At 71.1% G+C, this 26003-nt stretch carries 23 protein-coding genes and 1 pseudogene; 16 read left to right on the top strand and 8 right to left on the bottom strand.

Annotated elements, in window-relative coordinates:
- The first annotated feature begins 238 nt into the window (after positions 1-238).
- The 5 genes from ACFYNP_RS08725 to ACFYNP_RS08705 all read left to right on the top strand — a co-directional run bounded on the left by ACFYNP_RS08725 (position 239) and on the right by ACFYNP_RS08705 (position 4787).
- Complete coding sequence (locus ACFYNP_RS08725; protein ID WP_388408471.1) at positions 239-1288, top strand: PfkB family carbohydrate kinase; 1050 nt, start codon at positions 239-241, stop codon at positions 1286-1288.
- Between the two features lie 281 nt (positions 1289-1569).
- Positions 1570-2631: a PhoH family protein gene (locus tag ACFYNP_RS08720; RefSeq protein ID WP_351689206.1), complete on the top strand. Its 1062-nt coding sequence runs from the start codon at positions 1570-1572 to the stop codon at positions 2629-2631.
- A 13-nt stretch (positions 2632-2644) separates the two neighbouring features.
- The gene (ybeY, locus tag ACFYNP_RS08715; RefSeq protein WP_100578292.1) at positions 2645-3142 is read left to right on the top strand and encodes an rRNA maturation RNase YbeY; all 498 of its coding nucleotides are present in this window, start codon (positions 2645-2647) and stop codon (positions 3140-3142) included.
- Entirely contained in the window at positions 3139-4437 is a 1299-nt protein-coding gene (locus tag ACFYNP_RS08710) for a hemolysin family protein (RefSeq protein ID WP_388407571.1), read from the top strand. The genes ybeY and ACFYNP_RS08710 overlap by 4 nt, the downstream gene beginning before the upstream one ends.
- Entirely contained in the window at positions 4434-4787 is a 354-nt protein-coding gene (locus ACFYNP_RS08705) for an MmcQ/YjbR family DNA-binding protein (RefSeq protein ID WP_388407574.1), read from the top strand. Before ACFYNP_RS08710 ends, ACFYNP_RS08705 begins: the two co-directional genes overlap by 4 nt.
- Positions 4788-4873: 86 nt before the next feature.
- Here ACFYNP_RS08705 and ACFYNP_RS08700 read toward each other — a convergent pair whose 3' ends face one another.
- Complete coding sequence (locus tag ACFYNP_RS08700; RefSeq protein WP_388783854.1) at positions 4874-6349, bottom strand: MFS transporter; 1476 nt, start codon at positions 6347-6349, stop codon at positions 4874-4876.
- Positions 6350-6488: 139 nt separating this feature from the next.
- On the opposite strand from ACFYNP_RS08700, the gene ACFYNP_RS08695 reads away from it, so the two are divergent.
- The 7 genes from ACFYNP_RS08695 to era all read left to right on the top strand — a co-directional run bounded on the left by ACFYNP_RS08695 (position 6489) and on the right by era (position 13684).
- Complete coding sequence (locus ACFYNP_RS08695) at positions 6489-7310, top strand: helix-turn-helix transcriptional regulator (RefSeq protein WP_388784307.1); 822 nt, start codon at positions 6489-6491, stop codon at positions 7308-7310.
- A 22-nt stretch (positions 7311-7332) separates the two neighbouring features.
- A complete protein-coding gene (locus tag ACFYNP_RS08690; RefSeq protein ID WP_388783851.1) occupies positions 7333-7989 on the top strand; it encodes a hypothetical protein in 657 nt (218 codons plus the stop codon).
- A 43-nt stretch (positions 7990-8032) separates the two neighbouring features.
- Positions 8033-8377: a cytidine deaminase gene (locus ACFYNP_RS08685; protein ID WP_388783848.1), complete on the top strand. Its 345-nt coding sequence runs from the start codon at positions 8033-8035 to the stop codon at positions 8375-8377.
- Positions 8378-9424: 1047 nt separating this feature from the next.
- A complete protein-coding gene (locus tag ACFYNP_RS08680) occupies positions 9425-9907 on the top strand; it encodes a hypothetical protein (protein WP_100578299.1) in 483 nt (160 codons plus the stop codon).
- A gap of 283 nt (positions 9908-10190) precedes the next feature.
- On the top strand, positions 10191-11510 hold the full coding sequence (locus ACFYNP_RS08675; protein ID WP_388783845.1) for a beta-xylosidase: 1320 nt from the start codon (positions 10191-10193) through the stop codon (positions 11508-11510).
- Positions 11511-11571: 61 nt separating this feature from the next.
- Positions 11572-12540 (top strand): WxL protein peptidoglycan domain-containing protein, encoded by a 969-nt coding sequence (locus ACFYNP_RS08670; protein WP_388407586.1) that lies wholly within the window; start codon positions 11572-11574, stop codon positions 12538-12540.
- A 190-nt stretch (positions 12541-12730) separates the two neighbouring features.
- Positions 12731-13684, top strand: coding sequence for a GTPase Era (gene era, locus ACFYNP_RS08665; protein ID WP_388407589.1), 954 nt, complete (start codon positions 12731-12733; stop codon positions 13682-13684).
- A gap of 113 nt (positions 13685-13797) precedes the next feature.
- Here the strand turns inward: era and ACFYNP_RS08660 are convergent, their stop codons facing one another.
- From ACFYNP_RS08660 to ACFYNP_RS08645, 4 genes are all read right to left on the bottom strand, one after another.
- Positions 13798-15252, bottom strand: a complete 1455-nt coding sequence (locus ACFYNP_RS08660) for a serine hydrolase domain-containing protein (protein ID WP_388407592.1) — start codon at positions 15250-15252, stop codon at positions 13798-13800.
- A 125-nt stretch (positions 15253-15377) separates the two neighbouring features.
- A complete protein-coding gene (locus ACFYNP_RS08655) occupies positions 15378-16190 on the bottom strand; it encodes a GNAT family N-acetyltransferase (protein WP_388783842.1) in 813 nt (270 codons plus the stop codon).
- 64 nt (positions 16191-16254) lie between these two features.
- Positions 16255-16521 (bottom strand): protealysin inhibitor emfourin, encoded by a 267-nt coding sequence (locus ACFYNP_RS08650; RefSeq protein WP_388407597.1) that lies wholly within the window; start codon positions 16519-16521, stop codon positions 16255-16257.
- A gap of 45 nt (positions 16522-16566) precedes the next feature.
- Positions 16567-17631 (bottom strand): M4 family metallopeptidase, encoded by a 1065-nt coding sequence (locus ACFYNP_RS08645; protein ID WP_388783839.1) that lies wholly within the window; start codon positions 17629-17631, stop codon positions 16567-16569.
- A 433-nt stretch (positions 17632-18064) separates the two neighbouring features.
- On the opposite strand from ACFYNP_RS08645, the gene ACFYNP_RS08640 reads away from it, so the two are divergent.
- The 3 genes and pseudogenes from ACFYNP_RS08640 (at position 18065) to leuA (ending at position 21383) form a co-directional block, all read left to right on the top strand.
- Positions 18065-18718 carry a hypothetical protein gene (locus ACFYNP_RS08640; RefSeq protein ID WP_388783836.1) on the top strand — a complete coding sequence of 218 codons (654 nt, stop codon included), beginning with the start codon at positions 18065-18067 and terminating at the stop codon, positions 18716-18718.
- Between the two features lie 123 nt (positions 18719-18841).
- Positions 18842-19255: pseudogene (locus ACFYNP_RS08635) on the top strand (contact-dependent growth inhibition system immunity protein); the annotation flags it as partial.
- Between the two features lie 370 nt (positions 19256-19625).
- On the top strand, positions 19626-21383 hold the full coding sequence (gene leuA / locus ACFYNP_RS08630) for a 2-isopropylmalate synthase (protein WP_161244634.1): 1758 nt from the start codon (positions 19626-19628) through the stop codon (positions 21381-21383).
- 106 nt (positions 21384-21489) lie between these two features.
- Here the strand turns inward: leuA and ACFYNP_RS08625 are convergent, their stop codons facing one another.
- Positions 21490-23001 (bottom strand): MFS transporter, encoded by a 1512-nt coding sequence (locus ACFYNP_RS08625; protein ID WP_388783833.1) that lies wholly within the window; start codon positions 22999-23001, stop codon positions 21490-21492.
- Positions 23002-23883: 882 nt separating this feature from the next.
- Between ACFYNP_RS08625 and ACFYNP_RS08620 the strand changes: the two genes are divergently transcribed.
- Positions 23884-24621, top strand: coding sequence for a TerB family tellurite resistance protein (locus tag ACFYNP_RS08620; protein WP_388783830.1), 738 nt, complete (start codon positions 23884-23886; stop codon positions 24619-24621).
- A 63-nt stretch (positions 24622-24684) separates the two neighbouring features.
- Here ACFYNP_RS08620 and ACFYNP_RS08615 read toward each other — a convergent pair whose 3' ends face one another.
- Both ACFYNP_RS08615 and ACFYNP_RS08610 read right to left on the bottom strand, forming a co-directional pair.
- The gene (locus ACFYNP_RS08615) at positions 24685-24966 is read right to left on the bottom strand and encodes a DUF397 domain-containing protein (RefSeq protein ID WP_388783827.1); all 282 of its coding nucleotides are present in this window, start codon (positions 24964-24966) and stop codon (positions 24685-24687) included.
- The gene (locus tag ACFYNP_RS08610) at positions 24948-25805 is read right to left on the bottom strand and encodes a helix-turn-helix domain-containing protein (RefSeq protein ID WP_388783825.1); all 858 of its coding nucleotides are present in this window, start codon (positions 25803-25805) and stop codon (positions 24948-24950) included. The genes ACFYNP_RS08615 and ACFYNP_RS08610 overlap by 19 nt, the downstream gene beginning before the upstream one ends.
- Between the last annotated feature and the right edge of the window lie 198 nt (positions 25806-26003).

Here is a 26003-nt window from a genome sequence, read left to right as displayed (position 1 = left end):
GCGGCGGCCCTTCTCCGGTGCGCATCGGGCAGACTTGCCAGATCTGTACGCGAACGGAGAGCCCGCCGTGACGACACCAGACAGCAGAGAGCAGCCGTCCCACCCGCACCACGAGCCCCGGCTGCCTGGCCCCGGACACGCGCCCGAGCCCGTGCCCGAGCCCGCCGAGTGGAACCCGCATCGCCGTGCCCCGGGCGCCGAGCCGCGACGGTCCTCACGGGTCGACCCGCTCGACGGGCTGCGCGACCCGCGCGATCCGCCCTGCGACGTCTTCCTCACCGGCACGGTCTTCCTCGACATCATCTTCACCGGGCTCGACTCGGCACCGGTGCGCGGCACCGAGTCCTGGGCCCGCGGCATGGGTTCGAGCCCCGGCGGCGTCGCCAACATGGCCACCGCGCTCGCCCGCCTGGGCCTGCGCACCTCGCTGGCCGCGGCCTTCGGCGACGACCACTACGGCGAGTACTGCTGGGACGCGCTCGAACAGGGCGAGGGCATCGATCTGTCGCTGTCGCGGACCGTGTCCGGCTGGCACTCCCCGGTCACCGTCTCGATGGCGTACGAGGGCGAGCGCACGATGGTCACCCACGGGCACGAGGCACCCCACGAACTGTCCGCGCCCAACGGGCCGCCCCGGGCCCGCGCCGCCGTCGCCTCGCTGGTGCCGGGCCGGCGCGAGGGCTGGATCGAGGACGCGGCGCGCTCGGGTGCGCGGATCTTCGCGGACGTCGGCTGGGACGACACCGGCCGCTGGGACCTCGCGGGACTGCCCGAGCTCGAACACTGCGAGGCGTTCCTGCCCAACGCCGCCGAGGCGATGCGCTACACCCGCACCGACTGCCCGCGGGCCGCGGCGCGCGCGCTGGCCGAGAAGGTGCCGCTCGCGGTCGTGACGCTGGGCTCCGAGGGGGCGTACGCGGTGGACGGCGCGACGGGGGAGACGGCGGACGTCCCGGCCATCGAGGTGGAGGCCCTCGACCCGACCGGAGCCGGCGACGTCTTCGTGGCCGGCTTCGTCACCGGCACCCTGGCGGGCTGGCCGCTCGCCGACCGCCTCGCCTTCGCGGGGCTGACGGCGGCCCTCTCGGTCCAGGAGTTCGGGGGATCGCTCTCGGCGCCGGGCTGGGCGGAGGTGGCCAGCTGGTGGGAGCGCGTACGGACCCTGCCCGACCAGGACCCGGCGGCCCTGCGCCGCTACGCCTTCCTCTCCGCCCTGCTCCCCGGCGCGGCCCGCACCTGGCCCCTGCGCCGAGCCCTCCCGACCCTGGGCTTCCGCCACCCGGCGTAACGCCTGCGGCGCGGGTCCCAGGGGCGGCGCCCCGGGGACGCCGTCCGCAGACGGAGGGGGGACGGGGCCACCCAGGACCCAGGGGCTGAGGGCACCCAGGACCCAGGACCCGGGGGGCGGGCGCCCGCCCCCCCGGGGCTCGGGGCGCCACCCCCGAAAACCACGCGGGGTGGAAAACCTCTCGGCGCGCCGCACGGCAAGTCGTACGCTTGGTATCCCAGAGGCTCTCGAACAGCGAGGACCCTGCAACGGGAGGTATGTGCAGGCCCCAGAGCCGGCCCATGACTCAGACACCCACACAACCGCAGGCGCACGCCCAGATCACCATTCCGGCCAAGCACCCCATGGTGACCGTCCTGGGTTCGAGCGACTCCCTGCTGCGCGTGATCGAGAAGGCCTTCCCGTCGGCCGACATCCACGTACGGGGCAATGTGATCAGCGCCGTGGGGGACGCGACGGAAGTCGCCCTCATCCAGCGACTGTTCGACGAGATGATGCTGGTGCTCCGCACCGGGCAGTCGATGACGGAGGACGCAGTGGAACGCTCGATCGCCATGCTCCGTGCGAGCGGCAACGGCAACGGCAGGGCGAACGGCAGCCAGGCCGACGGCAACGGACACGGCGAGACGCCGGCCGAGGTGCTCACGCAGAACATCCTCTCCAGCCGCGGCCGCACCATCCGCCCCAAGACCCTCAACCAGAAGCGGTACGTCGACGCGATCGACAAGCACACGATCGTCTTCGGTATCGGCCCCGCCGGTACCGGAAAGACCTACCTCGCCATGGCCAAGGCGGTCCAGGCCCTCCAGTCCAAGCAGGTCACCCGGATCATCCTGACCCGGCCCGCGGTGGAGGCCGGCGAGCGCCTCGGCTTCCTGCCCGGCACGCTCTACGAGAAGATCGACCCGTATCTGCGCCCGCTGTACGACGCCCTGCACGACATGCTCGACCCCGACTCGATCCCGCGCCTGATGGCGGCGGGCACGATCGAGGTCGCCCCGCTGGCGTACATGCGCGGCCGCACCCTCAACGACGCGTTCATCATCCTCGACGAGGCGCAGAACACCAGCGCCGAGCAGATGAAGATGTTCCTGACCAGGCTCGGCTTCGACTCGAAGATCGTCATCACCGGTGACGTCACCCAGGTCGACCTGCCGAACGGCACGAAGAGCGGTCTGCGCCAGGTCCAGGACATCCTGGACGGCGTCGACGACGTGCACTTCTCCCGGCTCACCTCGCAGGATGTCGTACGGCACAAGCTCGTCGGCCGTATCGTCGACGCGTACGAGCAGTACGACAGCCGCCAGGACCAGGAAGGTCGCGGCGGCCGAAACGGGAAGTAGAGCAGAGCGCACCATGTCGATCGACGTCAACAACGAGTCCGGAACCGAGGTCGACGAGCAGGCGATCCTCGACATCGCCCGCTACGCGCTCACGCGGATGCGGATCCACCCGCTCTCCGAACTCTCGGTGATCGTCGTGGACGCCGAGGCCATGGAGCAGCTGCACATCCAGTGGATGGACCTGCCGGGCCCGACCGATGTCATGTCCTTCCCGATGGACGAGCTGCGTCCGCCGTCGAAGGACGACGAGGAGCCCCCGCAGGGGCTCCTCGGTGACATCGTGCTGTGCCCCGAGGTCGCCAAGAAGCAGGGCGAGGACGCCGAGACGCAGCACTCCATGGACGAGGAGCTCCAGCTCCTCACCGTCCACGGCGTGCTGCACCTGCTCGGCTACGACCACGAGGAGCCGGACGAGAAGGCCGAGATGTTCGGCCTCCAGGCGGCCATCGTCGACGGCTGGCGTGCGGAGAAGGGCCTGACCGGTCCCTCCCCGGCGCCGACCGTCTCATGACCGGTCAGCTGATCGCGGGCGCCGTCGCCCTGGTCGTCGTGGCCTGGCTCGCGGCCTGCGCCGAGGCCGGCCTCGCCCGCATCTCCTCCTTCCGCGCGGCCGAAGCGGTCCGCACCGGCCGGCGCGGCAGCGCCAAGCTCGCCCAGATCGCCTCCGACCCCACCCGCTACCTCAACGTCGCCCTGCTCGTGCGGGTCGCCTGCGAGATGGCGGCGGGCGTCCTCGTCACGTACGTGTGCCTGGAGGAGTTCGGCGAGACGTGGGCCGCGCTGCTCGTGGCCATCGCCGTGATGGTCCTCGTGTCGTACGTCGCCGTCGGCGTCTCGCCCCGCACCATCGGCCGCCAGCACCCGCTCAACACCGCGACGGCCGCCGCGTACGTGCTGCTGCCGCTGGCCAGGATCATGGGGCCGATCCCGCAGCTCCTGATCCTGCTCGGCAACGCGCTCACCCCCGGAAAGGGCTTCCGCAAGGGGCCGTTCGCCTCCGAGGCCGAGCTGCGGGCCATGGTCGACCTCGCCGAGGCGGAGTCCTTGATCGAGGACGACGAGCGCCGCATGGTGCACTCGGTGTTCGAGCTGGGGGACACCCTGGTGCGCGAGGTCATGGTGCCGCGCACCGACCTCGTCTGCATCGAGCGCTACAAGACGATCCGCCAGGCCCTCACCCTCGCGCTGCGCTCGGGGTTCTCGCGCATCCCGGTGACCGGCGAGAACGAGGACGACATCGTCGGCATCGTCTACCTGAAGGACCTGGTCCGCAAGACGCACATCAACCGGGACTCCGAGGCCGACCTGGTCTCCACCGCGATGCGCCCCGCCGCCTTCGTGCCCGACACCAAGAACGCGGGCGACCTGCTGCGCGAGATGCAGCAGCAGCGCAGCCACGTCGCGGTCGTCATCGACGAGTACGGCGGCACCGCCGGCATCGTCACCATCGAGGACATCCTGGAGGAGATCGTCGGCGAGATCACCGACGAGTACGACCGCGAACTGCCGCCCGTCACCGAGCTCGCGGACGGCTGCTTCCGGGTCACCGCCCGGCTCGACATCGGCGACCTGGGCGAGCTGTTCGGCTTCGACGAGTTCGACGACGAGGACGTGGAGACCGTCGGCGGGCTGCTCGCCAAATCGCTCGGCCGGGTGCCGATCGCCGGGGCCACGGCCGTGGTCGAACTGCCCGACGCCCGCAGGCTGCGGCTGACCGCCGAGTCCCCGGCCGGCCGCCGCAACAAGATCGTCACGGTGCTCGTGGAGCCGACCAAGGACGAAGAGGACGAGGAGGACGTGGCGTGACACCGAAGCAACTGCGGGCGTTCTGCCTGGAGTTCAACGCCGTGACCGAGGAGTTCCCGTTCAACCCGGAGACCTCCGTCTTCAAGGTGCTCGGCAAGATCTTCGCGCTCACCTCCCTCGACGGGAAGCCGCTCACGGTCAACCTCAAGTGCGACCCGGACGACGCGGTCAGGCTCCGCGAGGAGCACCCCGCGATCGTGCCCGGCTACCACATGAACAAGCGGCACTGGAACACCGTGAACACGGCCGAGCTCCCGGACCGGCTGGTCCGGGAACTCATCGAGGACTCGTACGACCTGGTGGTCGCCGGCCTGCCGAAGGCCGAACGCCTCCGGCTAGACCGGGCCTGAACCGCCCGGGCATGAGCCACCCGGGCCTGAACCGCCCGGCCCGGGATCAACGGGCCGGAGCGGGCGCGGCCCGGCCGCCGGGGGCACTAGGCCTTCCCGCGACCGGGGCCGCGACCGGGGCCGCGACCGAGGCCGACCGCGATCAGGGCGGCCGCCGCCACCACGATCACCGCGTCGATCGCGAGAACCGTGCGCACCCCGTCGAACAGCGAGCCCTGCGTGGTGGCGAGCACACCGAGCAGCGGGATGCCGACGGTCAGGCCGACCTGCTGAGTGGTGGTGACGAGACCTGTCGCCAGGCCCTGCTCCTCGTCCGGCACCCCGCTGGTCACGGTCACCCCGTACGAGATGATCGCGCCGAGGTGGCACATGCTGGCCAGCGAGACGGCGACGGTGGCGAGCAGGGCGCCCGCGTGGGTGCCGAGCCCCAACAGGGCTGCTACGAAGGCCCCTTGGCCGAGCAGCGAGACGGCCAGCACGCGCCGGGAGCCGAAGCGCCCGATCAGCCGGGCCGCGTACGTACCGGCGACGGCCGACGCCAGGCCCTGGATCCCGAAGACCAGGCCGGTCTCGAAGGACGAGAGGCCGAGGGTCTCCTGGAGGTAGAGGGTCAGCACGAAGACGACCGTCGACATCATCGAGAAGGTGACCAGACCGCCCAGGTTGCCCCAGGCCACCGTGCGGCGCTTCAGCATCGGCAACGAGACCAGCGGCGCCGACGCCTTCGACTCGACGACCACGAACGCGGCGAGCAGGGCGATGCCGACGAGCAGGGTGCCCCACACGTCCGCGCCGCCGAAGCCGCGCTGGGCCGCCGTCGACAGGGCGTAGATCACCGCGAGCAGCCCACCGGTGACGGTGACGGCACCGGGCACGTCCAGGCGCGGCCGCTCGGGGGTGCGGGACTCGGGCAGCAGCCCGGGGGCCAGGGCCAGGACGACGATCGCGAAGGCCACGAGCAGACCCATCGTCGAGCGCCAGCCGAGCGTGTCGGTCATGACGCCGCCGAGCACCATGCCGATGGTGAAGCCCAGCGACAGCAGCGTGCCGGAGATGCCGAGCGCCTTGTCGCGCAGCGGGCCCTCGGGGAACGTCGTGGTCAGCAGGGACATGCCGGTCGGCACGATGACGGCCGCGCCGAGACCTTGCAGGGCGCGCCCGGACAGGAAGGACGCCGGGTCCCAGGCGAGGGTGGCGAGCAGGGAGGCCGCGCCGAACAGGGCGAGGCCGGTCAGGAACAGCTTCTTGCGGCCGAAGAGGTCGGCGATGCGGCCGAACAGGAGCAGGAAGCCGCCCGAGGGCAGCGCGAACGCGGTGACCGCCCATTGCAGGGCCGACTGGCCGAGCCCCAGGTCCCTGCCGAGCGCGGGCAGCGCCACGTTCAGTACGGAGAAGTCCAGCGCCACCATGAACTGGGCGGCGCAGAGCACGAAGAGGACCAGCTTGGCCCGGCCGCTGAGCCGGGCGGCCGCGGGGGAACCGGGTGCGGAATCTCCTCGCGGACCGGGAGTGGGGGCCGCCGTCTCGGGGCCGGTGGTTGTCGTCGTCGTATCGATCGCCATGGCCACACCTTCGTGGTCCGGGAATGGCCGTGGAGAGTGGGAACTTATCCTGTTGGTGGCAGCACCAGGCAGCCGACAGGGGGATTTCGTGGCTACACCGATCGACCGGCACCGGCGCAGTGAGCTGCGCGAGTTCCTGATGAGCAGGCGCGCGCGGATCACCCCGACGCAGGCGGGACTGCCCGACGGCGGGGCCCGGCGCCGCACGCCCGGACTGCGCCGCGAGGAGGTCGCGGTGCTCGCGGGGGTGGGGGTCTCCTGGTACCAGTGGCTGGAGCAGGGCCGCGACATCACGGTCTCCCCGCAGGTCCTGGACGCGGTCGGCCGGGTGCTCCAGCTGACCAGCGCCGAGCGCCGCCACCTGTACGTGCTCGCCGGGCTCAACCCGCCCGCCCCGGAGGTCGATCCGGCCAACGCCGACATGTGCCACGGGCTCCAGCGTCTGATCGATGCCTGGATGCCGTTCCCCGCGCACATCATGGACGCGTACTGGAACACGGTCATGTACAACGAGTCGGCCGCGCTCGTCCTCGGGATGCGTCCCGAGATCGTGCAGAACTGCCTGATCGCGTTCTTCACCGACCCCATCTACCGTGCCCGCGCCCGGCGTTGGGACGAGATCGCCTGCAACGTCGTCGCGCAGTTCCGCGCGGCCTGCTCCGAGCACCCCGACGACGAGGGCTTCCAGGCGGTGGTCGAGCAGGCGAAGGAGCTCAGCCCCGAGTTCGTCGAGCTGTGGGAGCGCCGCGACGTCCAGGCCGGCGGCCAGCTCCGCAAGGAGATGGAGCACCCGCTCGTGGGCGCCCTGCACGTCGAGTCCACCCAACTGCGCGTCCCGGCCCGCCCGGACCTGGTGATCGTGCTGCACACCCCGCTCCCGGACACGGGCACGGCGGAGAAACTGGAATGGCTGACCTCGCCGGAGGGGCGGCGGGGATCGATGTATCCGATCGCCGGCTGAGGAACGCGACCGCAGTGGTCCGGTGCCCGTCACATACGGTCGACGGGCACAGGCCCCGGGCGCCTCGGGCGCCTCGGGTGCCTCGGGTGCCTCGGGTGCCTCGGGTGCCTCGGGCGGCGCCAAGGGGTCGGTCACCGAGGCCCAGCTCAAGGCGGCCCTGCTGACCGAGAAGGACGTTCCGGCGGACTGGAAGGCGGGCCCGGGCACCGGTGGCCTCACCTTCGGCAAGGCCGCCAAGCCCGAGTGCCAGAAGCTCATGCAGCTGATGCAGAGCGAGGCCGCCCCGATGGGTGCCGCGACCCGGCGGACGGCCGACTTCGAGTACGGCCTCCAGCAGGTCTTCGGCTTCGACGGCGACAAGGCCGCCGGGTACCTCAAGGGCTTCGAGGCCACCCTCACCCAGTGCGCCACCTTCACCGTCGACGTGGAGGGCGAGAAGTACCCCGTCACCGTGAAGCCGCTGCCGGTGGACAAGGCGGGGGCCGAGGCGCACGGCTACGAGCTGGTCGTGGACATGGGTCCGATCAAGATGGGCTTCCACAACTACGTGGTCCGCAAGGGAGGCGCGCTGAGCGCGCTCACCGCGAAGGGGAAGCAGGCGGTCGGCATCCCGGCGGCGCAGGACCAGGCCGTCACGGGCACCGTCGCCAAGAAGCTGGACCAGGCGGTCCAGGGCTGAGCCCCCGCATCCGTCGGCCCCGGGCAGTCCTTATGCTCGGGGCATGACTGAGAGCACCGCACTCGACCCCGAGGACCGCAAGATCATCACGCTCGCGCGCAGCGCGCGGGCCCGCAACGGGGTGCCCGAGGGCGCGGCCGTACGCGACGAGACGGGCCGCACGTACGTGGCCGGTACGGTCGAGCTCCCCTCCCTGAAGCTTTCCGCGCTCCGGACCGCGGTGGCCATGGCGGTGGCGAGCGGGGCGGAGTCGTTGGAGGCGGCGGCGGTGGTGACGGAGGCGGGGGTCTTGGCGGAGGCGGATGTGGCGGCCGTACGGGACCTGGGTCCCGCCGCGCCCATCCTGCTCGCGGCCCCCGACGGCTCCGTGCAACCCCCCCGCCCCTGACGCTGGCCCCCTCGGGGCTCCGCCCCGGGCCCCGGGGGGTTTGCCCACCCACCCACCCGTGCGGCCGGGTTGATGGGTTCAGCCCCTGGGGCTGCGCCCCAGACCCCCTTGGAGGGGCTCCGCCCCTCGAACCCCGGGCGGGGGCTGCGCCCCAGACCCCCTTGGAGGGGCTCCGCCCCTCGAACCCCGGGCGGGGGCTGCGCCCCCTGCACCCCCGTTCGCGCCTTAAGGGCGCTCGTCCTCAAACGCCGGACGGGCTGAAGATGCCCGATGCGGGCCAGCACCGGGATGGCTAGGGGCGCGGGGAACTGCGCGAGAAGCGACCGCGGCCTGTGGACGAGGACGGGGTTAAGGGGCGCGGGGAACTGCGCGAGAGGCGACCGCGGTCCGCGGACGAGATCGGGGTTGAGGGGCGCGGGGAACTGCGCGACGAGCCACGCACGGTCCGCGGACGAGATCGGCGTTACGGGGCGCGGGGAACTGCGCGAGAAGCGACCGCGGTCCGCGGACGGGATCGGGGTTGAGGGGCGCGGGGAACTGCGCGACGAGCCACGCACGGTGCGAGGCCGAGAACGGGGTGGGGGCGCGGGGCACTGCGTGAGCACCCCGCACGGTGCGAGGCCGGACGGATCAGGGGTGCGGGGAACTGCGCGGAACCCGTTACAGGCAACCGCACCCCACCCACCCGGCGTTAAGAATCAACGCGGCGGCCCTTGTAATCCAAAGCCACCCGCGCATCAATGGACGACAGTCGATCCGACGACCCGTCAGATACGCGGGACGGACCGGCACGGGGTGCAGAGCCGCAGCCCCGCACCGGAGTCGGACCCACTCCCTCCGCGCAAGCGAAAGCACAACGCACCAGCATCAGCACCGCTCCGCACCGCACCGCACCGCACAACACCACCCCGCCCCCGCAGAGCCATGCCCGCACGCCCGCGCACCCGTGCGCGTGGGCCGCGGGGGCCGCTGCGCGGTCGTGTGTCGACGACGTCGATGACGTCGAGACGCGGCAGACGATCAACTCCCGTCAAGGGAAGGGGAATCATGCGTAAGAGCACCAGCAGGCCGGTCGCGCGGGCCGCACTCGCGGTGGGGGCGGTGGCCGTGGCGGGCCTCGCCTTCGCGCCGAGCGCCGCCGCCGTCACCCCCACCACGGCGACCGCCACGTACGACTGCGGAACCTGGGGCGGGGGCGGCGCCACCCTCACCGCCACCCAGAGCGGCACCGCCGCGACCATCACGCTGACCTCGGCCGTCACCACCCCGGTCGCCGTCGGCGCCAATCAGATCAGCGCGACCCTGACCCTCGCCAAGGGCGGCGGCGGCACCAGGGTGTTCAGCGGCAAGGCCAACCCCGCCCTGCCCGCGGGCAGTTCGGTCAAGATCGGCCCGCTGAACGGCACCGTCGCCGCCGGCGACAGCCTCAACTCGTACTTCGCCGGCACCGCCCTGAAGATGGTGATCTTCGGCGTCACGGTGAACTGCGACGCGACGACCTCCCAGTCGCCGGGCCCGTTCGTCTTCTGATCCGCCACCGCTCACCACCAGATATCGCTTCACGCGCGACGAGCCGGTGCCGTCCCGGGCGGCGCCGGCTCCCGCGCGCCCCGGCACATAGGCACATCGGCACATCGGCACAAGACCTGAAATGCCGTTCTCCGCCAGGATCTTGACAGTATCTGATGGGTCATCAGTCAATGCGGCGGGATGCCATTGACTTCTTTTCGCCCCGAGCCGTCAATGGCCCCTGCCGGCGCAGCCGAGCCGCGCTGTGCCACTTCAGGAACACTTCAGGAAGGGGGGCAAGCCCATGTCGGAACGTCGAAGACGGCGTCTGGCCGCCGTGCTGGGGGCGGTCGCACTCGCCGCCGGGACCGGCGCGCTCGCCGCACCCGCGAGCGCACTGGCCGCGACGCCCGTCGATTTCGCCACGCACTGCATCCCGCCGGCCATCGCCGGCATCCCGCCCATCGACGGCACCACGAACGCGACCGTCACCGTCGACAACGCGGCACCCAAGGTCGGCGACAAGGTCACCGTCACCTACACGGTGAACAAGCCCGCCGCCAGCAACCCCGTCGACATCGCCCTGCCCGCCGACATCATGACCCCGACCGGCAAGGTCGTCCTCGCGGGCGCCCAGACCGGCACCGTGGACGTGACCGGCCCCAAGAAGAACGCCCCGGTGCCCGGCAAGGGCGCGTTCCCGGCGTTCTCCATGAGCGGCAGCTTCACCGCCACCAAGGCCGGTGCGATCACCCTCTCGCCCGGCGACTACAACATCCACACCAGCTACATCATGGAGCTGGACACCCCCTGCACCGTCACCAATCCCCCCGCGCCCGTCTCCGAGACGGTCAATGCCACGGACGGCGGCGGACAGGTCAACCAGCGCGCCATCACGGCCGACCCGGCCTCCGGCAACGCCGGTGACCGCACGACGGTCAGCGGGTCCAAGTTCACTCCGAACGCGGACGTCACCGTCGCGGGCTGGAACGGCACCGCCACCACCGCCGACAAGATCACCTTCAAGGCGGACGCCAACGGCGATTTCACCGCCCGGCCGAAGATCACGGACCCGGCGACCACCGGGATCGTGGCCTACGAAGGGGCGGCCTGGGACCCGGCGAACGGCGCGGGCCCGGTGGCGTACACGGTCAACAGCGGGCCCCCGCCCACCGGGCCGAGCCAGAAGCTCAACACCTCGGTGAACGCGGGTACGTTGGCGATGACCCAGGCCGGTGACAGCGTCGACCTCCAGGCCGTCGACTTCGGCAAGGGCGGTGCCTCCACCGGCGATCTCCAGACGGTGACGGTCCAGGACTTCCGCGGCGGCCCGGCGGGTTGGTCCCTCACCGGCAAGGTCACCGACTTCACCGGACCCGCCGGATCCATCGACGCGGGCAGACTCGGCTGGACCCCGGCCTGCTCCGCCAAGGCGGGCTCCCCGTCCGTCTGCGCGCCCGGCTCGGCAGGCAGCGTGGGCAGCGCGGGCGCGACCCTCGCCTCCACGCCGAACGCCGCGCTCACCGGCGGCGAGTTCACCGTGGACGCGAAGCTCTCGCTCGACGTGCCGGCGTTCACCGCGCCCGGCGCCTACAGCGGCGTACTGACCCTCACCCTCACCTGATGTCCACCCGTGGGCCGGGCGCGCACCCGGCCGGCCCACCCGTCCCCGGGGGTCCCGCACCGTGCGCAAGCCGTCCGCACTCCTCCCGACCGTCGTGCTCGCCCTGCTCATCCCGCTCGCCGCGCTCACCGCGCCCGTGGCGCACGCCGCCGACAACGGCAACTGGTCCGTTTTTCCCGCGAGTTCGGGCACGGGCGCCCAGCGTCCGTACTTCTATCTCTCCGCCAACCCCGGAACCACCCTGGACGACAAGGTCACCGTCGCCAACAAGACCTCGGCGCCGCTGACCTTCCGGCTGTACGGGGCCGACGCGTACAACACCGAGCGCGACGGGGGCTTCGCCGTCCGCACCGAGAAGGAGCGGCAGACGGGGGTGGGGGCCTGGACGAAGCCGGCCCGGACCTCGGTCACCGTCCCGGCCCGGTCCTCGGTCACCGTGCCCTTCACGCTCGCCGTGCCGCCGGACGCCGAGCCGGGCGATCACGTGGGGGCGCTCGTCGCCCTCGACGACCGGGTCGCGCCCGGGCCCGCCGCGGACGGGAAGGTCGCGGTCGGCATCCAGCAGGCGGTCGGCGCGCGGGTCTATCTGCGGGTCGGCGGGCCCACCGTGCCCGCGCTCGCCGTCGAGAACGTCTCGCTCTCCCAGCACCGGCCACTGGTGCCCGGCGTGGGGGCGAGCCGTACGGACATCACGTACACGCTGCACAACCGGGGCAACGTGACCCTGAACCCGGCGGTCCGGCTGAGCGCGACCGGGCTCTTCGGCCGTACGCTGCTCGGCCGGGGCCTGACGAAGGTGCCGTCGGAGCTGTTGCCCGGGCAGCGGGTCACGCTCACCGAAGCGTGGCGGGGTTCGCCCCAACTGGACTGGGGCGACGTCACGTTGACCGCGACGGCGAAGGGGACGTCGGGCTCGGGCGGGGCGTCGTTCCTGGCCCTGCCCTGGCTGGCCCTGGCGATCCTGCTGGCGGCGGCCCTGACCTTCACGGCCCACCGCGTACTGCGCCACCGAGCGGCTGCCCACCCCTAGGGTCCCCCCCCCAGCCCGGACCGGGCCGTGCGCGCGGTTCCCCGCGCCCCTGAAACCCGTCGTCGGCCTCGCGCCGTGCCGCTTCTCGCGCCGTCCCCCGCACCCCTGGCCGTACCGGTACGGGGGCACCTACAGCCCGTCCGGCGGGGGCATGGGCGGCGCGGCGCGCAGGATCGGGGAGAATGGCGGCATGAGCGCTCGTACCCCTGCCGCCGACACCCCCGCAGCCCCCACCCACCGGGCCGGCTTCGCCTGCTTCGTCGGCCGCCCCAACGCGGGCAAGTCCACCCTCACGAACGCTCTGGTCGGGCAGAAGGTGGCCATCACCTCCAACCGCCCGCAGACCACCCGGCACACCGTGCGCGGCATCGTGCACCGCCCGGAAGCCCAGCTGATCCTGGTCGACACCCCGGGCCTCCACAAGCCGCGCACCCTGCTCGGCGAACGCCTCAACGACGTCGTCCGCACCACCTGGGCCGAGGTCGACGTGATCGGCTTCTGCCTGCCCGCCGACCAGAAGCTCGGCCCCGGTGACAAGTTCATCGCCAAGGAACTCGCCGGGATCAAGAAGACCCCCAAGATCGCGATCGTCACCAAGACGGACCTGGTCGACTCCAAGACCCTGGCCGAGCAGCTCATCGCCGTCGACCAGCTCTCCAAGGAGCTCGGCTTCGAGTGGGCGCAGATCGTGCCGGTCTCGGCGGTCGGCGACCAGCAGGTCCAGCTCGTGGCGGACCTGATCATCCCGCTGCTCCCCGAGAGCCCCCCGCTCTACCCCGAGGGCGACCTGACCGACGAGCCCGAGCAGGTCATGGTCGCCGAGCTGATCCGCGAGGCCGCCCTGGAAGGCGTACGCGACGAGCTGCCGCACTCCATCGCCGTCGTCGTGGAGGAGATGATCCCGCGCGAGGACCGCCCCGCCGACAAGCCGCTCCTGGACATCCACGCCAACGTCTACATCGAGCGCCCCAGCCAGAAGGGCATCATCATCGGCCCCAAGGGCAAGCGCCTGAAGGAGGTCGGCATGAAGTCCCGCAAGCACATCGAGGCACTGCTCGGCACGCCCGTCTTCCTCGACCTGCACGTCAAGGTCGCCAAGGACTGGCAGCGCGACCCCAAGCAGCTGCGCAAGCTCGGCTTCTGAGCCCCGCGCGTCCCGGTCCCGGTACGCACACACCGACCCCCGCCGTGTGAAGCCCGCGGCGGGGGTCGGTGCATACGGAGCCGGGACGAGCCGGGCGACGGTCAGGGTCGGGGTCAGGAGACCTTCGGGGCGCAGCGCATGCCGATGTAGCAGCAGGGCGTGCCGTCCGGCAGGGTGGCGAACACGACCGGCATCCAGTCCGCGCTGTACGCGCCCGAGCCGGCCCCCGCGAACACCGTGTCCGTCACCGCCACCAGGTCCATCTCCAGCGGCGGAGAGAAGTCCTTCATGCCGCCGACGAACTCGTACACCAGGTGCGGCCTGCCGTCCTGCTGCTCGGAGACGGTGATGCGGACGCCCTCGCGCTCGTACGCCCCGGTCAGCGGCGCGAAGTCCACCGCGACCGGCTCGGCGGGCGGCTCGAAGGGGGCGGGCATGCGGACGCCGGCCAGCTCGCCGAGCAGTTCGGTGAAGAGCTCCTCGTAGAGGCGGCGCGCGTCGCCGCCGTTGGTGAGCAGCACGAGCGCGAGGCCCGCGCCCGGCACCACCCGCAGGAAGCCGTACTGCCCGATCGACGCGCCGTCGTGGCCGAAGCCCTGCACGCCGTTCCAGTCGTACAGCGTCCAGCCGAGCCCCCAGCCGTCCGCGTGGACGGTCCACTTGTCGGGGGAGTCGACCTCGCGGGCCTGCATCGCGGCGACGCCCGCCGGGGAGAGCAGTCGGGTCCCGTCGGGGGCGGTGCCGCCCGCGAGGTGCATCCGCGCGAACCGGGCCACGTCCCCCGCGCTGGCGATGACCCGGCCGTACGGGCCGGCCGAGCGCGGCATGAGGTCCCAGGCCGGGGCGGGCTCGGGGTCCTTGCCGTACTCGCCGAGGTGTCCCATCGCGGCCCGGAACCGGAGCGCCTCCTCGGGCAGCGTCATCGTCTCGGTCAGGCCGAGGGGGGTCAGCAGCAGGTCCTTGAGAGCCTGGTCCCACGTCGTGCCGTGCAGCACCTCCACGATCCGGCCCAGCACATTGAAGCCGAGGCTGCTGTACGAGCAGGCGCTGCCGGACGGGCAGTCGAGCGCGACGCCCTTCGCGGCGTCGACGTAGCGCTCGACACAGTCGTCGCCCCGGCCCGAGTCATAGGTGAAGTCGCAGGTCAGGCCGCTGGTGTGGGAGAGCAGCTGCCGGGGCGTGATGGTGCGGCTCGCCGCTTCGTCGGCAACGGTGAAGTCGGGCAGCACCGTGCGGACGGGCGCGTCCAGGTCCAGCCGGCCGGTGTCGGCCAGCCGCATGATCAGCGTCGCGGTGTAGGTCTTGGCGAGCGAGCCGAGCTGGAACACCGAGTCGGTGGTCGCCTCGACGCCGGTGCCGGTGTGCAGCACGCCGCTCGCCAGCTCGTGGATCGTGTCGTGGCTGAGCACGGCGAGGGTGGCGCCCGGCACGTGATGCGTCTTGCGCAGGGTGTCGAGCCGGGCCTGCCACCGGTCCAGGTCGAACCGGGTGCCGCTGGAGTCACCGGCCCCCCACGCACCCTCGGCCCGCCAGTTGCCCCGCTCGTCCCAGCTCACGTTCTTCGACATCGCTCGCTCCCCCTTGGTGCGCACCACTGGCGCGTACAACGTTCTCTCGTTGCGCACACTGTACGCACGAAGATCGCGGGGGCGCAAGAGCGTGCGCCCATGTCCGTATGCGGGGCCAACGGTCCTCAGGAGCCGGGTAGTTCGGCGATCAGGGCGGTGCCGGCCGGGCGGAAGCCGAGCGTGGCGTACATCCGCGCCACATCGGTGTCGCCCGCGGACAGGAACACCGTGGCCGCCCCGGCCGCCCGCGCGTCGGCGACCAGCGCGGCGGTGACCGCGCGACCGAGCCCCCTGCGCCGCGCGGAAGGCAGGGTGCCCACCCCGACGATCTCGGTGACCGTGCCCACCGGGTTGTGCATCCCGGAGCAGAGCGGAAGCCCGTCCTCGAAGGCGGCCGCGACCGCGGAGCGCCCGGCGCGGATGCGCTCGGCGACCTGCTCGGCCCGGCCGTCACCGGCGCGGGCGATGATCTCGGCGGCCAGCTCGTCCGGGCCCGCGGCCCCAACTCCCGTACCGGGGGCGGCGAATGCGAGATGCGGCACGACGAGCGCGGCGTGCAGCAGCGGGTCGGCCGCGTCGAGGACCCGTACCAGGGGGTGCGGATCGGCGGCGGGTGCCTTTTGGTCGAGCACCATCAGGGGGTGCTCGTGCACCACGAGGCCCGACTTCTCGACCGCCGCCCGCAGCCCCGGGCTCACCTCGGCCACCCACTCGAACGCCTCGGGCGCCCCGAGCGCCCGCTGCCGGGCCCGCACCGCGTCCACGTCGGCGGCCGTGACCGGCCCGGAGTGGCCGAGCGTGGGCCGGGCGTAGAACGGCCAGCCCGCGCCCTCGCGCACGAACAGGGTCAGCGGCCCGAAGTCCTCGGCGCGCGCCGAGCCGCGGGGCGCCGCGTCGTAGTAGCGCTCAAGACCGTCCAGGGGGGAAGGGGTTTCCATGATGCGCATCCAAGCAGCGGCCCGCCCGCCACGCACCCGGCTTTTCCCGCCGGCCGGCCCCCCGTCAGGCTCCCTCCTTCAACACCCTTGAGATCAGCTCGCGCTGAGCCTCCGTCAGATGGGGATCGGCGCAGTGGACGGGCCGGCCGTCCACGGTGATCGTGTAGTGGAAGCCGTCCGGGACCCCGAGAGGCGGTTCGGCGTGCCCCTCGTCGAGCGCCGCCTTCACCAGGGCGTGCCATTCCGCGGCGTCGGGCCTGCCCGTGGTGTCGACCTCGGCCCGGCGCTCGATGCCGGCGAATCCTCCTGAGCGGGAAACCTCGATACGCATGGCCTCTGTCTAGCAGCCGCACTCCGGTACGTCAGCACGAACGGCTCAGGAGGCCGGAACCCCCACCTGCGACCACGCTTTCAGGACCGCCTGGGTCTCGGCGCCGTCGCCGTAGCGGTCCCTGGCCGCGATCACCGTCAGCCCGGCGAAGTCCTTGAACATCGCCTGACTGCGGAGGCGGCCGCCGGTGAGCACGTCGTACCAGATCTGTCCCGCGTGCTCCCAGGCCTTGCCGCCGAGCGCGTCGGCGACCAGGTAGAAGGCGTGGTTGGGGATGCCGGAGTTGATGTGCACACCGCCGTTGTCGCGGCCCGTCGTGACGTACTGGTCCATCGTGGCGGGCTGCGGGTCCTTGCCGAGCACGGCGTCGTCGTAGGCCGTGCCCGGCGCCTTCATCGAGCGCAGCGCGTCCCCGTGCACCCCCGGCGCCAGCAGGCCCGCGCCGATCAGCCAGTCCGCCTGGTGGGCGTCCTGGTCGAGGGCGTACTGCTTGACGAGGGAGCCGAAGACGTCCGACATGGACTCGTTCAGGGCGCCCGGCTGGCCGAAGTAGGTCAGGTTCGCGGAGTGCTGGGTGACGCCGTGCGTGAGCTCGTGGCCGATGACGTCGACGGGCAGCGTGAAGTCCAGGAAGATCTGGCCGTCACCGTCGCCGAACACCATCTGGGTGCCGTTCCAGAAGGCGTTGTTGTAGCTGTTGTCGAAGTGGACCGTCGCGTCGAGCGGCATGCCGTTGCCGTCGATCGAGTGCCGCCCGTACGCCTGGAGGTACAGCTCGAAGGTGGCGCCGAGCCCGGAGTAGGCGCGGTTCACGGTCGCGTCCTGCACCGGCGGCTCGCCCTCGCCGCGCACCCTGCGGCCGGGCAGCGTGGTGGAGTGCTGGGCGTCGTAGACGGTGCGCTGCGGCTGGTCGGCGGCGGCGCCCGCGGTCGGGGCGGCCGGCTCGGCGCCGAGCACGGTGGTCAGCCGGCGTTCGGTGCGCTGCGCGGCATCCGCGACGAAGGTCCGTCGGGCGATCCGGGCGAGCGCGGGGTCCTCGGCCTCGATGAGCCGGTCGAAGACGTGGGGCGGGACGATGGTGCAGAAAACCGGGTTGGTGGTGGCGTCCATGGCCGAAAATGTGGCACCGGGTCATGGTGCTGTCACTAGTCGCCACCATGATTGTGAAGCGTGCTTTCCCTACGACTGTTCCAGCCGATCTCGTGGGCGCATCAGGCGCGGGTGCGTCATGCGCCCCCGCCGACCGAAAGAGCCCTCGGGCGTAGGCGGGGCCGCCGCGGGAACGCCCTCGTGCCGCAACTTGACGCCCTCCGGGTCCCTTTGGGCGAAGCGCACCGACGTACGCCGCAGAGGATGCGCGCGCGGAGGCGTTCGGAGTGCGCTCGTTGAACGACTTCAGAAAGCATCATTTTACGGTTCCGGGTCAGGATCCGGAGAACATGTTCTATCCCCTCGGCCTGGCGAGCCGGTAAGGGCTTCACGGCAGCCATCCCATCGACAAGCATGTCGGTCTCACCGACGGTTCCTTGAGAAAGAGGTCGACGTGCAGCCCTTCCCCGCATCGCTGTTTTCCGGCGGTCCGGCGCTACGTATCCTCGACGTGGCGATCCGGGCGCAGGAATCCCGCGGTGAGCTTTCCCTGGACGCCGAGATTCAGCGGTACATCCGCACTATCCACAGTGATTGGGTTGCGGACTGGAACTGTTCCGTATATGCGGCCTCCGGAGTCCTGGAGCTGGCGGCCGGCTTCGTGAGGACCAGTTCCGGCCCATCCGATCTGCCACCCGACTTCCGGGGGAAGCTGGAGCGGGCGTGCGGCGACATGAACCCTGCTGAGTACCTGGAGATGCTCGCCGAGATAGTCCGTATGCTAGACCGCCAGGTGCCGCTCGATTACGAAGAACTTCCCATGTCTGGTTGGGAGTTCCGTCTGGCCTTCCCTTATCTGTTCGGACTGGATGCCATTCTTATGGACGAGGGAGGAAGGGAGTTCTCTGACCATGTCCGCTCTGTAGTGACGGCGGAACACCCGTACTGTCGTGCTCCGGCTTCCGCATACACCACCGAGGCGCAGCGTGCGATGATCCTTTTCCCGGGTGAGGACGGCCTCAGAGGGCGTCTTCACTGGGCGACGAGGGAGAGGCTCGTGGAACTCATCGACACCGTAAGCGACCATATGCAGCGAGAGCACTCATGAGCGTCCGCCCGAATCACTCCGCCTCCTACCCCGACCGTGAAACCGCGCAATGGGCCACGCAGCAGGTGGTCACTGCCAACGAGCAGCATGTCCATCGCTGGCTCGCCCAGTCGGCTCGCTCGGCTACGCGTCCTGGCCGACCACATCAAGCGCAGCGTCGAGGCAGGCGAAGTCCCGCCGCCCTCCGTTCCCTTGACCCACTGGGAGTGGCACGCACGCTTCCCGGAAGTCGCACAATTCCTCGGCGGCTGGTTCTCCCAGGACATGCCGGACGAGTTCGACGGCCATGACGCGGCGGTCGCCGATTACATCGCCACGACGGATCTTCAGCTCACGGCCCGCCTCGCCGGCGAGCTCCACGAACTGCTCGCACTGAACCTCGATGAGTCCGGCTACGCCCTCGCATGGGCGGAACTGGGTATGGAGGTCGACCCGCCCGCGCCGTATTCACCCAGCGGGTGGCTGGCACGAGCCGCGGAGCAGCTCGTCGACGGCGGGTTCCGCGCCGACTACGGGACGTCACGACTCGACGAGTGAGGGATCTCCACCGCGATCGGGCGCCGGCGCTGTGCGCAAGCCGGAGCAAGGGTGACCGTGAGGCCTCGCGGGGCGGGCGGATGCCTGCTGGGCCTGGGCCGGGTCGAGCGAGAGAAGTGCAGATCGGAGTGAAGGCCCGCGCATGGCATTGGTCACTTTTTGTCCTGGTATGCCGTGGCGTCCCGCATACTGATACGGGTCCGGCGCTCCCGTCGGCCCTCGGCTAGGCTGCGGCATCATGCGTATCGGGCTGCTTCTTCTTAGCTGCCGCGGCGAGGGCCTGTAGTCGTAGGCCGACCCCCTCCCCGCGGGATCTGGTGTTGCGCTCGACAGTCGGCCGTCCCTCTCACCGCCCGAGGAGCCGCACGCCATGTCCCAGCCCGTTGGTCGCCCGACCCCCGTCACCAACGCCACCCGGATGCAGAAGCCGTCCGGGATGCCGGTCCACAAGTACGGCCAGTACGACGCCGTGGACATCCCCGACCGCACCTGGCCCGACGGCCGCATCACCCAGGCCCCCCGCTGGCTGTCGACCGATCTGCGCGACGGCAACCAGGCGCTGATCGACCCGATGAGCCCGGCCCGCAAGCGCGAGATGTTCGACCTGCTGGTGCGCATGGGCTACAAGGAGATCGAGGTCGGCTTCCCCTCCTCCGGCGAGACCGACTTCAACTTCGTGCGGTCCATCATCGAAGAGGGCGCGATCCCCGAGGACGTGACGATCTCCGTCCTGACCCAGGCCCGCGAAGAGCTGATCGAGCGCACCGTGGAGTCCCTGCGCGGCGCCCACCGTGCCACGGTCCACCTGTACAACGCGACCGCCCCCACCTTCCGCCGGGTCGTCTTCCGCGGCACCAAGGAACAGGTCAAGCAGATCGCCGTCGACGGCACGCGGCTGGTCATGGAGTACGCGGACAAGATCCTGGGCGACGAGACGATCTTCGGCTACCAGTACTCGCCGGAGATCTTCACCGACACCGAGCTGGACTTCGCCCTGGAGGTCTGCGAGGCGGTGTGTGACGTCTGGCAGCCCGAGGAGGGCCGCGAGATCATCCTCAACCTGCCTGCCACGGTGGAGCGTTCGACCCCCTCCACGCACGCGGACCGCTTCGAGTGGATGAGCCGCAACCTGACCCGGCGTGAGCACGTGTGCCTGTCCGTGCACCCCCACAACGACCGCGGCACCGCCGTCGCGGCGGCCGAGCTGGCGATCATGGCCGGCGCGGACCGCATCGAGGGCTGCCTGTTCGGCCAGGGCGAGCGCACCGGCAACGTCGACCTGGTGACCCTGGGCATGAACCTGTTCAGCCAGGGCGTCGACCCGCAGATCGACTTCTCCCAGATCGACGAGATCCGCCGCACCTCCGAGTACTGCAACCAGATGGAGGTCCACCCGCGCCACCCCTACGCGGGCGACCTGGTCTACACCGCCTTCTCCGGCTCCCACCAGGACGCCATCAAGAAGGGCTTCGACGCGATGGAGGCGGACGCGGCGGCGCAGGGCAAGACCGTGGACGACATCGAGTGGGCCGTCCCGTACCTGCCGATCGACCCCAAGGACGTCGGCCGCTCCTACGAGGCCGTCATCCGCGTCAACTCCCAGTCCGGCAAGGGCGGTATCGCCTACGTCCTGAAGAACGACCACAAGCTGGACCTGCCCCGCCGCATGCAGATCGAGTTCTCGAAGATCATCCAGCAGAAGACGGACGCGGAGGGCGGCGAGGTCACCCCCACCGCGATCTGGTCGGTCTTCCAGGACGAGTACCTGCCCAACCCCGAGAACCCGTGGGGCCGCATCCAGCTGCGCTCCGGCCAGACGACGACCGACACGGACGGCCGCGACACCCTGACCGTCGAGGCAGTCGTCGACGGCACGGACACGGTCCTGACCGGCACCGGCAACGGTCCGATCTCCGCCTTCTTCGAGGCGCTGGCCGCGACGGGTGTGGACGCGCGGCTGCTGGACTACCAGGAGCACACGATGAGCGAGGGCGCGTCCGCGCAGGCCGCGTCCTACATCGAGTGCGCGATCGACGGTGTCGTGCTGTGGGGCATCGGCATCGACGCGAACACGACGCGGGCGTCGCTGAAGGCGGTCATCTCCGCGGTGAACCGCGCGGCCCGCTGACCCCGTCGCGACGCCGGGCCCCGCAGTGAACTGCCGCGCCCGCCAACGCCGTTGCATCCCCGGCCGCCGCCCCCGCCCTCAGGGCAGGGGCGGCGGCCCGGTTGCTTCAGCCGTTCCGCCCGGTCGTCCGCCGGGGCAGGCAGAACATCAGGCCCCACATCAGGACGAGGCTGCCGCCGACCCACCACAGCACACCGGTGAACGCGCCCCGGTTGACCGCGCCGTCGGGCGAGCCGCCGGTGGCGGCGAAGAACACGACGGCGGTCAGCGCGGTCCCGAGGGCGATGCCCAGATGCATCGCCGTGTTGAAGAGCCCCGAGGCCGAACCCGCCTTCTCGTGCGGGACGCCGGCGAGCGCCATGTCGGCGAGCGGGCCGCCGACCATGCCGAGGCCGAAGCCGATCAGCACCACCGGACCGGTCATCGCACCCAGGGTCAAGTCGGCCTGGCGGCTGCCGATTTGGACTCCGTACGCGGTCATCGAGGCGAGCGCGACCAAGGCTCCGGCCTGGGGCAGCCGACGGGCGAAGCGCCCGGCGCTCTTCGCCGCGATCGTCGCGCCGGCCAGTTCTCCGAGGGAGAGCAGCACGAAGGCCAGCGCCGCGTGAAAGGGGCTCATGCCCAGACCGCGCTGGAGGTAGAGCGTCCAGGTCATGAAGAACAGGCCGCACAGCAGGCCGAGCGTCAGCTGCGCGGACAGCCCGCCGGAGAACTGCCTGACCCGGAAGAGCGACAGCGGCACCAGCGGGGCACGGTTCTGCTTGCGCCGCTGGTGGCGGAGGAAGACACCGAGGACGAGAAGTCCGGCACCGAGCATGGCGAAGCACCACAGCGGCCAGTGATGGGTGTGGCCCTCGGTGAGTGGGAAGAGGACCAGGACGATGGCCGGCGCGGACAGCAGCATGCCGGTGAGGTCGAGCCGGTCGGCCCGCTCCGCGGTCGACTCGGGGATCACCCTGCGTCCCAGGACGATCACGGCAAGGCCGACGGGAACGTTGATCAGGAAGATCGGCCGCCACGAAAGGCCGAACAGGTCGGCCTCGGTGAGCAGACCCCCCAGGACCGGGCCCAGCACGTTCGCGAGCGAGAGGACCGCTCCGTAGAGGCCGAAGGCCCTGCTGCGGTTCTCGCCGTCGAAGGTGACGTGGAGGGTGGCCAGGACCTGCGGGATCATCAGAGCCACGCCGACGCCCTGGAGCACACGGGCGCCGATCAGTACCGCGGGTCCGGTGGCGAGGCCGCACAGCAGCGAGGCCGTGAGGAACACGACGGTACCGATGAGCAGGATTCTGCGCCGGCCGTGGAGGTCGCCGAGGCGCCCCCCGGTGATCAGACCGACGGCGACCGTCAACGAGTAGCCGGCGGTCAGCCACTGCACCGCTGCCGGGCCGGCCCCGGTCGACGACTGGATCGCGGGCAGGGCCGTGAGGACAACTGACTGATCGAGAATGTCCATGAGCTCGGCGACCAAGAGCACCACGAGCGCGATCCGGGCGACCAGGGCCATCTTCTGCGGTGGGCGCGACGGAGAGGGAGTGGGGGACGGGGACGGGGAGGGGGACGGGGACGGGGTTTCGGTGGTGTGCTGCGGCTCGTTGCCGAGCGCGTGGGAAGACACGGGAGGGACTCCTGATCCAGGGAACCGGGGAGTCCTGCCCTCAGCCGCGCGGGGACCGACACACATCACACCCGGGGCGGACGGCAGAGCTGCACCCGGGGAACGACCAATTTATGGGCGACGCAACTCAAGCCAACGCGAGTCCGCCCCCGCACACGTGCGAACGCTCGGCACGTGGGGGAACTGCGGACCGCTACCGGGCCTGGGGGATAAAAACACCTCGAAGTCGCCACAGATGGAACGGGGAGTATGCGTGCCGCGACTGCCGGAGCGACGGCCCCTCCACGGTACGTCATCCCCTCGGCGCGGCCCATGCGCGGCCGCTTGGGCTCCCTTTCGGCCCCGGGCCGTGGGTGGCTGGTGGCGCCGTTCCTCGCGCCCCTTAACCCCGTTTTCGTCCGTCCGTCGGGGGTGGCTGGTGGCGCCGTTCCTCGCGCCCCTTAACCCCGTTTTCGTCCGTCCGTCGGGGGTGGCTGGTCGCGCCGTTCCTCGCCCCCCCCTAATCCGCTTTCGTCCGCGCACCGTGGTCGCTTCTCGCGCAGTTCCCCGCGCCCCTGGCGGTAGCGGTGCTGGGGCACCTACAGCCCGTCCGGCGATTGAGGACGAGCGCCCTTAAGGCGCGACGGGGGTCTGGGGGCGGAGCCCCCAGGGGGACCCGGAACCAACCAACCCCGCGCATACGGGATGGGGGTGCCCCCTGCTCATTAAGAGCTTGGGGGAGGGTGGGCAAACCCCCCCGGGGTCCGGGGCGGCGGAGCCCCAGGGGGCCGGAATTCGCCAAGCGCGGGCACCTCCTCCTTCCGGGGAGCTGACGCCACCGCGTCGATGTGGCTAACATCACGTCAACGCGGCAACGTTGCCGGAGCGTTACGGAGGTGCGCGGTGCGGCCAGCACGGGGACAGAACGGCACAAACCTCAGCACCGGGCCGCAGCCCGGATTCCGCCCCCGCCTGTGGTCCACCCGAACCCAGTGGCACACCGTAGGAGACGGCGAGTTCTTCTGCCCCGACTGCGGAGGCGACCGCAACTACCAGCGCCGCACCGGCCGCAGGCGCCTCGCGGTCCTCGGCATCCCCCTGGTCGCCCGCGGCAGCACCGGCCCCGTCGTCGAATGCGCCGCCTGTCTGGGCCACTTCGGCACCGAGACTCTGGACCACCCCACCACCACCCGCTTCTCCGCGATGCTGCGCGACGCCGTACACACCGTCGCCCTCGCCGTCCTCGCCGCGGGCGGCACCTCGTCCCGTACGGTCACCGGCACCGCAGTCGCCGCCGTCCGGGCCGCCGGGTTCGAGGACTGTACGGAGGACCAACTCGTCGCCCTCATCGCGGCCCTCGCCGCCGACACCGGCCGTTTCCTCGCCGACCCCGTGGACGACACCGACCCGTGCGGCGCGGCCCTGGCCATCGAACTCCACGAGGCCCTCGAACCGCTCGCCCCGCACCTCGCCCCCGCCGGCCGCGAGTCCATCCTGCTCCAGGGCGCGCGAATCGCCCTCGCGGACGGCCCGTACAGCCCCGCCGAACGCGAAGTGCTCAGCACGGTGGGCGGCGCCCTGTCGCTCTGCGCGGACGACACCGCCCGCCTGCTCGCGGCGGCCGCGCGCACACCGTCCTGAACCAGCCAACAGAGCAAGGGAGTTGTGCCGACGAACCCAGCCGACCCAACTCCCGTACGCCTGCTAGAGCGCGCCGCTCCTGACCCCGTTCACGAACCCCTGCCACGCCCCGCCCGCGACGACGAGAGCGGGCCCGGCGGGGTTCTTGCTGTCCCGCACGGGGACGATGCCGGGGAACCCGTCGGCGACCTCGACGCAACTACCGCCTTCGCCGTTGCTGTACGTGCTCTTACGCCAGCGCGCCGCACCGATGAAGCCGTGGCCGACCTCGACGCAATCGCCACCCTCGCCGTTGCTGTAGCTGCTCTTGCGCCACTGAACCGAACTCAGGTCGTACTCGCGCATCGTCTGTAGTCCTCAGCCGCCGATTCGACCAGGGCGAGGGACGCCTCCGGCGACAACGCGGCGGCCCTGATCAGATCGTAGGCGCGCTCCGCTCGCTTCACCACTGCCGGGTCGTCGACCAGATTCCCCGCGAACTGCGTCTCCGTATAGGCAGTTGGAGGCGCGTCCTCGAACTCCATGAGCTTGATCATTCCGCCCAGCGCCGCATGCGCTCCCTCCTCGTTCGGCAGCACTTGGACCAGCGCCTTCCGGGTGCGCATGAGGGTGGCGATGTGATCCAACTGCTCGGCCATCGTGGCCCGTCCGCCCACCGGAAGGCGGAGCACTCCCTCGTGCAGGATGGCCCAATACACGGGCCTTGTAGCGTCCTTGAGGATGTGTGCCCGTTCCAGCCGCGCCGCGACCTTTTTTTCCACGTACTCGTCCGCGGCGAGCGGATTGGTCGCGATGGTGACGGCCCGGGCGTACGGGGCCGTCTGAAGCAGGCCCGGAACCACCGTCGGGGCGAACTCGCAGATCTGGGTCGCCAGCGCTTCAAGCTCGGCCGCCGCAGCGAAGTAATCCGCATACGGCGAGTCCTTGATGAGCTTGCGCCACATCCGCTCGAAAAAGCCATCGGTTTGCAGTATGTGATCGATCCGCTGGGCCACGTCCAACTGCGGCTTGCGAATCGCCTGTTCGAACTGGCCGATGTAACCGCCGGACACGAACACCCGCATACCCAGCTCGGCCTGCGTCAGATCGGCCTCCTCGCGGCGGTTCTTCAGCTCCGCCCCGAAGAATTCCCAGGCGGCCTGCCGTGGTCCGGATCGCCGCCTCCTGCCTGTATCGCCCACCATGCAACTCCCTTGCGCAGCGCTGCCGTTGTAGTCGGCCCGCTCTGTCGGTCTCCCCGTCCGAGAGGTCAATGTAGAGGCGTCGGAACGGAAAGGGAATGGGAGGCTTTGGCCATGGGTGTACCCGGGAGAATCGCGGAAGCGGAGTCGGGCGTAAGGGAATTGAGGGGCGCGCTCGCCCGGTCCGGAATTACGTTGCCG

Origin of the sequence: Streptomyces sp. NPDC006691 (assembly GCF_042869955.1) — a bacterium.
GTDB lineage: Bacteria > Actinomycetota > Actinomycetes > Streptomycetales > Streptomycetaceae > Streptomyces.
The sequence above is the reverse complement of the archived record's forward strand: the minus strand, read 5'-3'. Positions and strand labels throughout refer to the sequence as shown.

Bases quoted from the DNA above. Each gene is read 5' to 3' on its own strand.
- ACFYNP_RS08695 (WP_388784307.1), top strand. From the start codon at position 6,489: ATGAGCAGGCGCGCGCGGATCACCCCGACGCAGGCGGGACTGCCCGAC.
- ACFYNP_RS08680 (WP_100578299.1), top strand. From the start codon at position 9,425: ATGCGTAAGAGCACCAGCAGGCCGGTCGCGCGGGCCGCACTCGCGGTG.
- ACFYNP_RS08710 (WP_388407571.1), top strand. From the start codon at position 3,139: ATGACCGGTCAGCTGATCGCGGGCGCCGTCGCCCTGGTCGTCGTGGCC.
- ACFYNP_RS08650 (WP_388407597.1), bottom strand. From the start codon at position 16,521: ATGCGTATCGAGGTTTCCCGCTCAGGAGGATTCGCCGGCATCGAGCGC.
- leuA (WP_161244634.1), top strand. From the start codon at position 19,626: ATGTCCCAGCCCGTTGGTCGCCCGACCCCCGTCACCAACGCCACCCGG.
- ACFYNP_RS08655 (WP_388783842.1), bottom strand. From the start codon at position 16,190: ATGGAAACCCCTTCCCCCCTGGACGGTCTTGAGCGCTACTACGACGCG.
- ACFYNP_RS08720 (WP_351689206.1), top strand. From the start codon at position 1,570: ATGACTCAGACACCCACACAACCGCAGGCGCACGCCCAGATCACCATT.
- ACFYNP_RS08685 (WP_388783848.1), top strand. From the start codon at position 8,033: ATGACTGAGAGCACCGCACTCGACCCCGAGGACCGCAAGATCATCACG.
- ACFYNP_RS08675 (WP_388783845.1), top strand. From the start codon at position 10,191: ATGTCGGAACGTCGAAGACGGCGTCTGGCCGCCGTGCTGGGGGCGGTC.
- ACFYNP_RS08615 (WP_388783827.1), bottom strand. From the start codon at position 24,966: ATGCGCGAGTACGACCTGAGTTCGGTTCAGTGGCGCAAGAGCAGCTAC.
- ACFYNP_RS08610 (WP_388783825.1), bottom strand. From the start codon at position 25,805: ATGGTGGGCGATACAGGCAGGAGGCGGCGATCCGGACCACGGCAGGCC.
- ACFYNP_RS08645 (WP_388783839.1), bottom strand. From the start codon at position 17,631: ATGGACGCCACCACCAACCCGGTTTTCTGCACCATCGTCCCGCCCCAC.
- ybeY (WP_100578292.1), top strand. From the start codon at position 2,645: ATGTCGATCGACGTCAACAACGAGTCCGGAACCGAGGTCGACGAGCAG.
- ACFYNP_RS08700 (WP_388783854.1), bottom strand. From the start codon at position 6,349: ATGGCGATCGATACGACGACGACAACCACCGGCCCCGAGACGGCGGCC.
- era (WP_388407589.1), top strand. From the start codon at position 12,731: ATGAGCGCTCGTACCCCTGCCGCCGACACCCCCGCAGCCCCCACCCAC.
- ACFYNP_RS08660 (WP_388407592.1), bottom strand. From the start codon at position 15,252: ATGTCGAAGAACGTGAGCTGGGACGAGCGGGGCAACTGGCGGGCCGAG.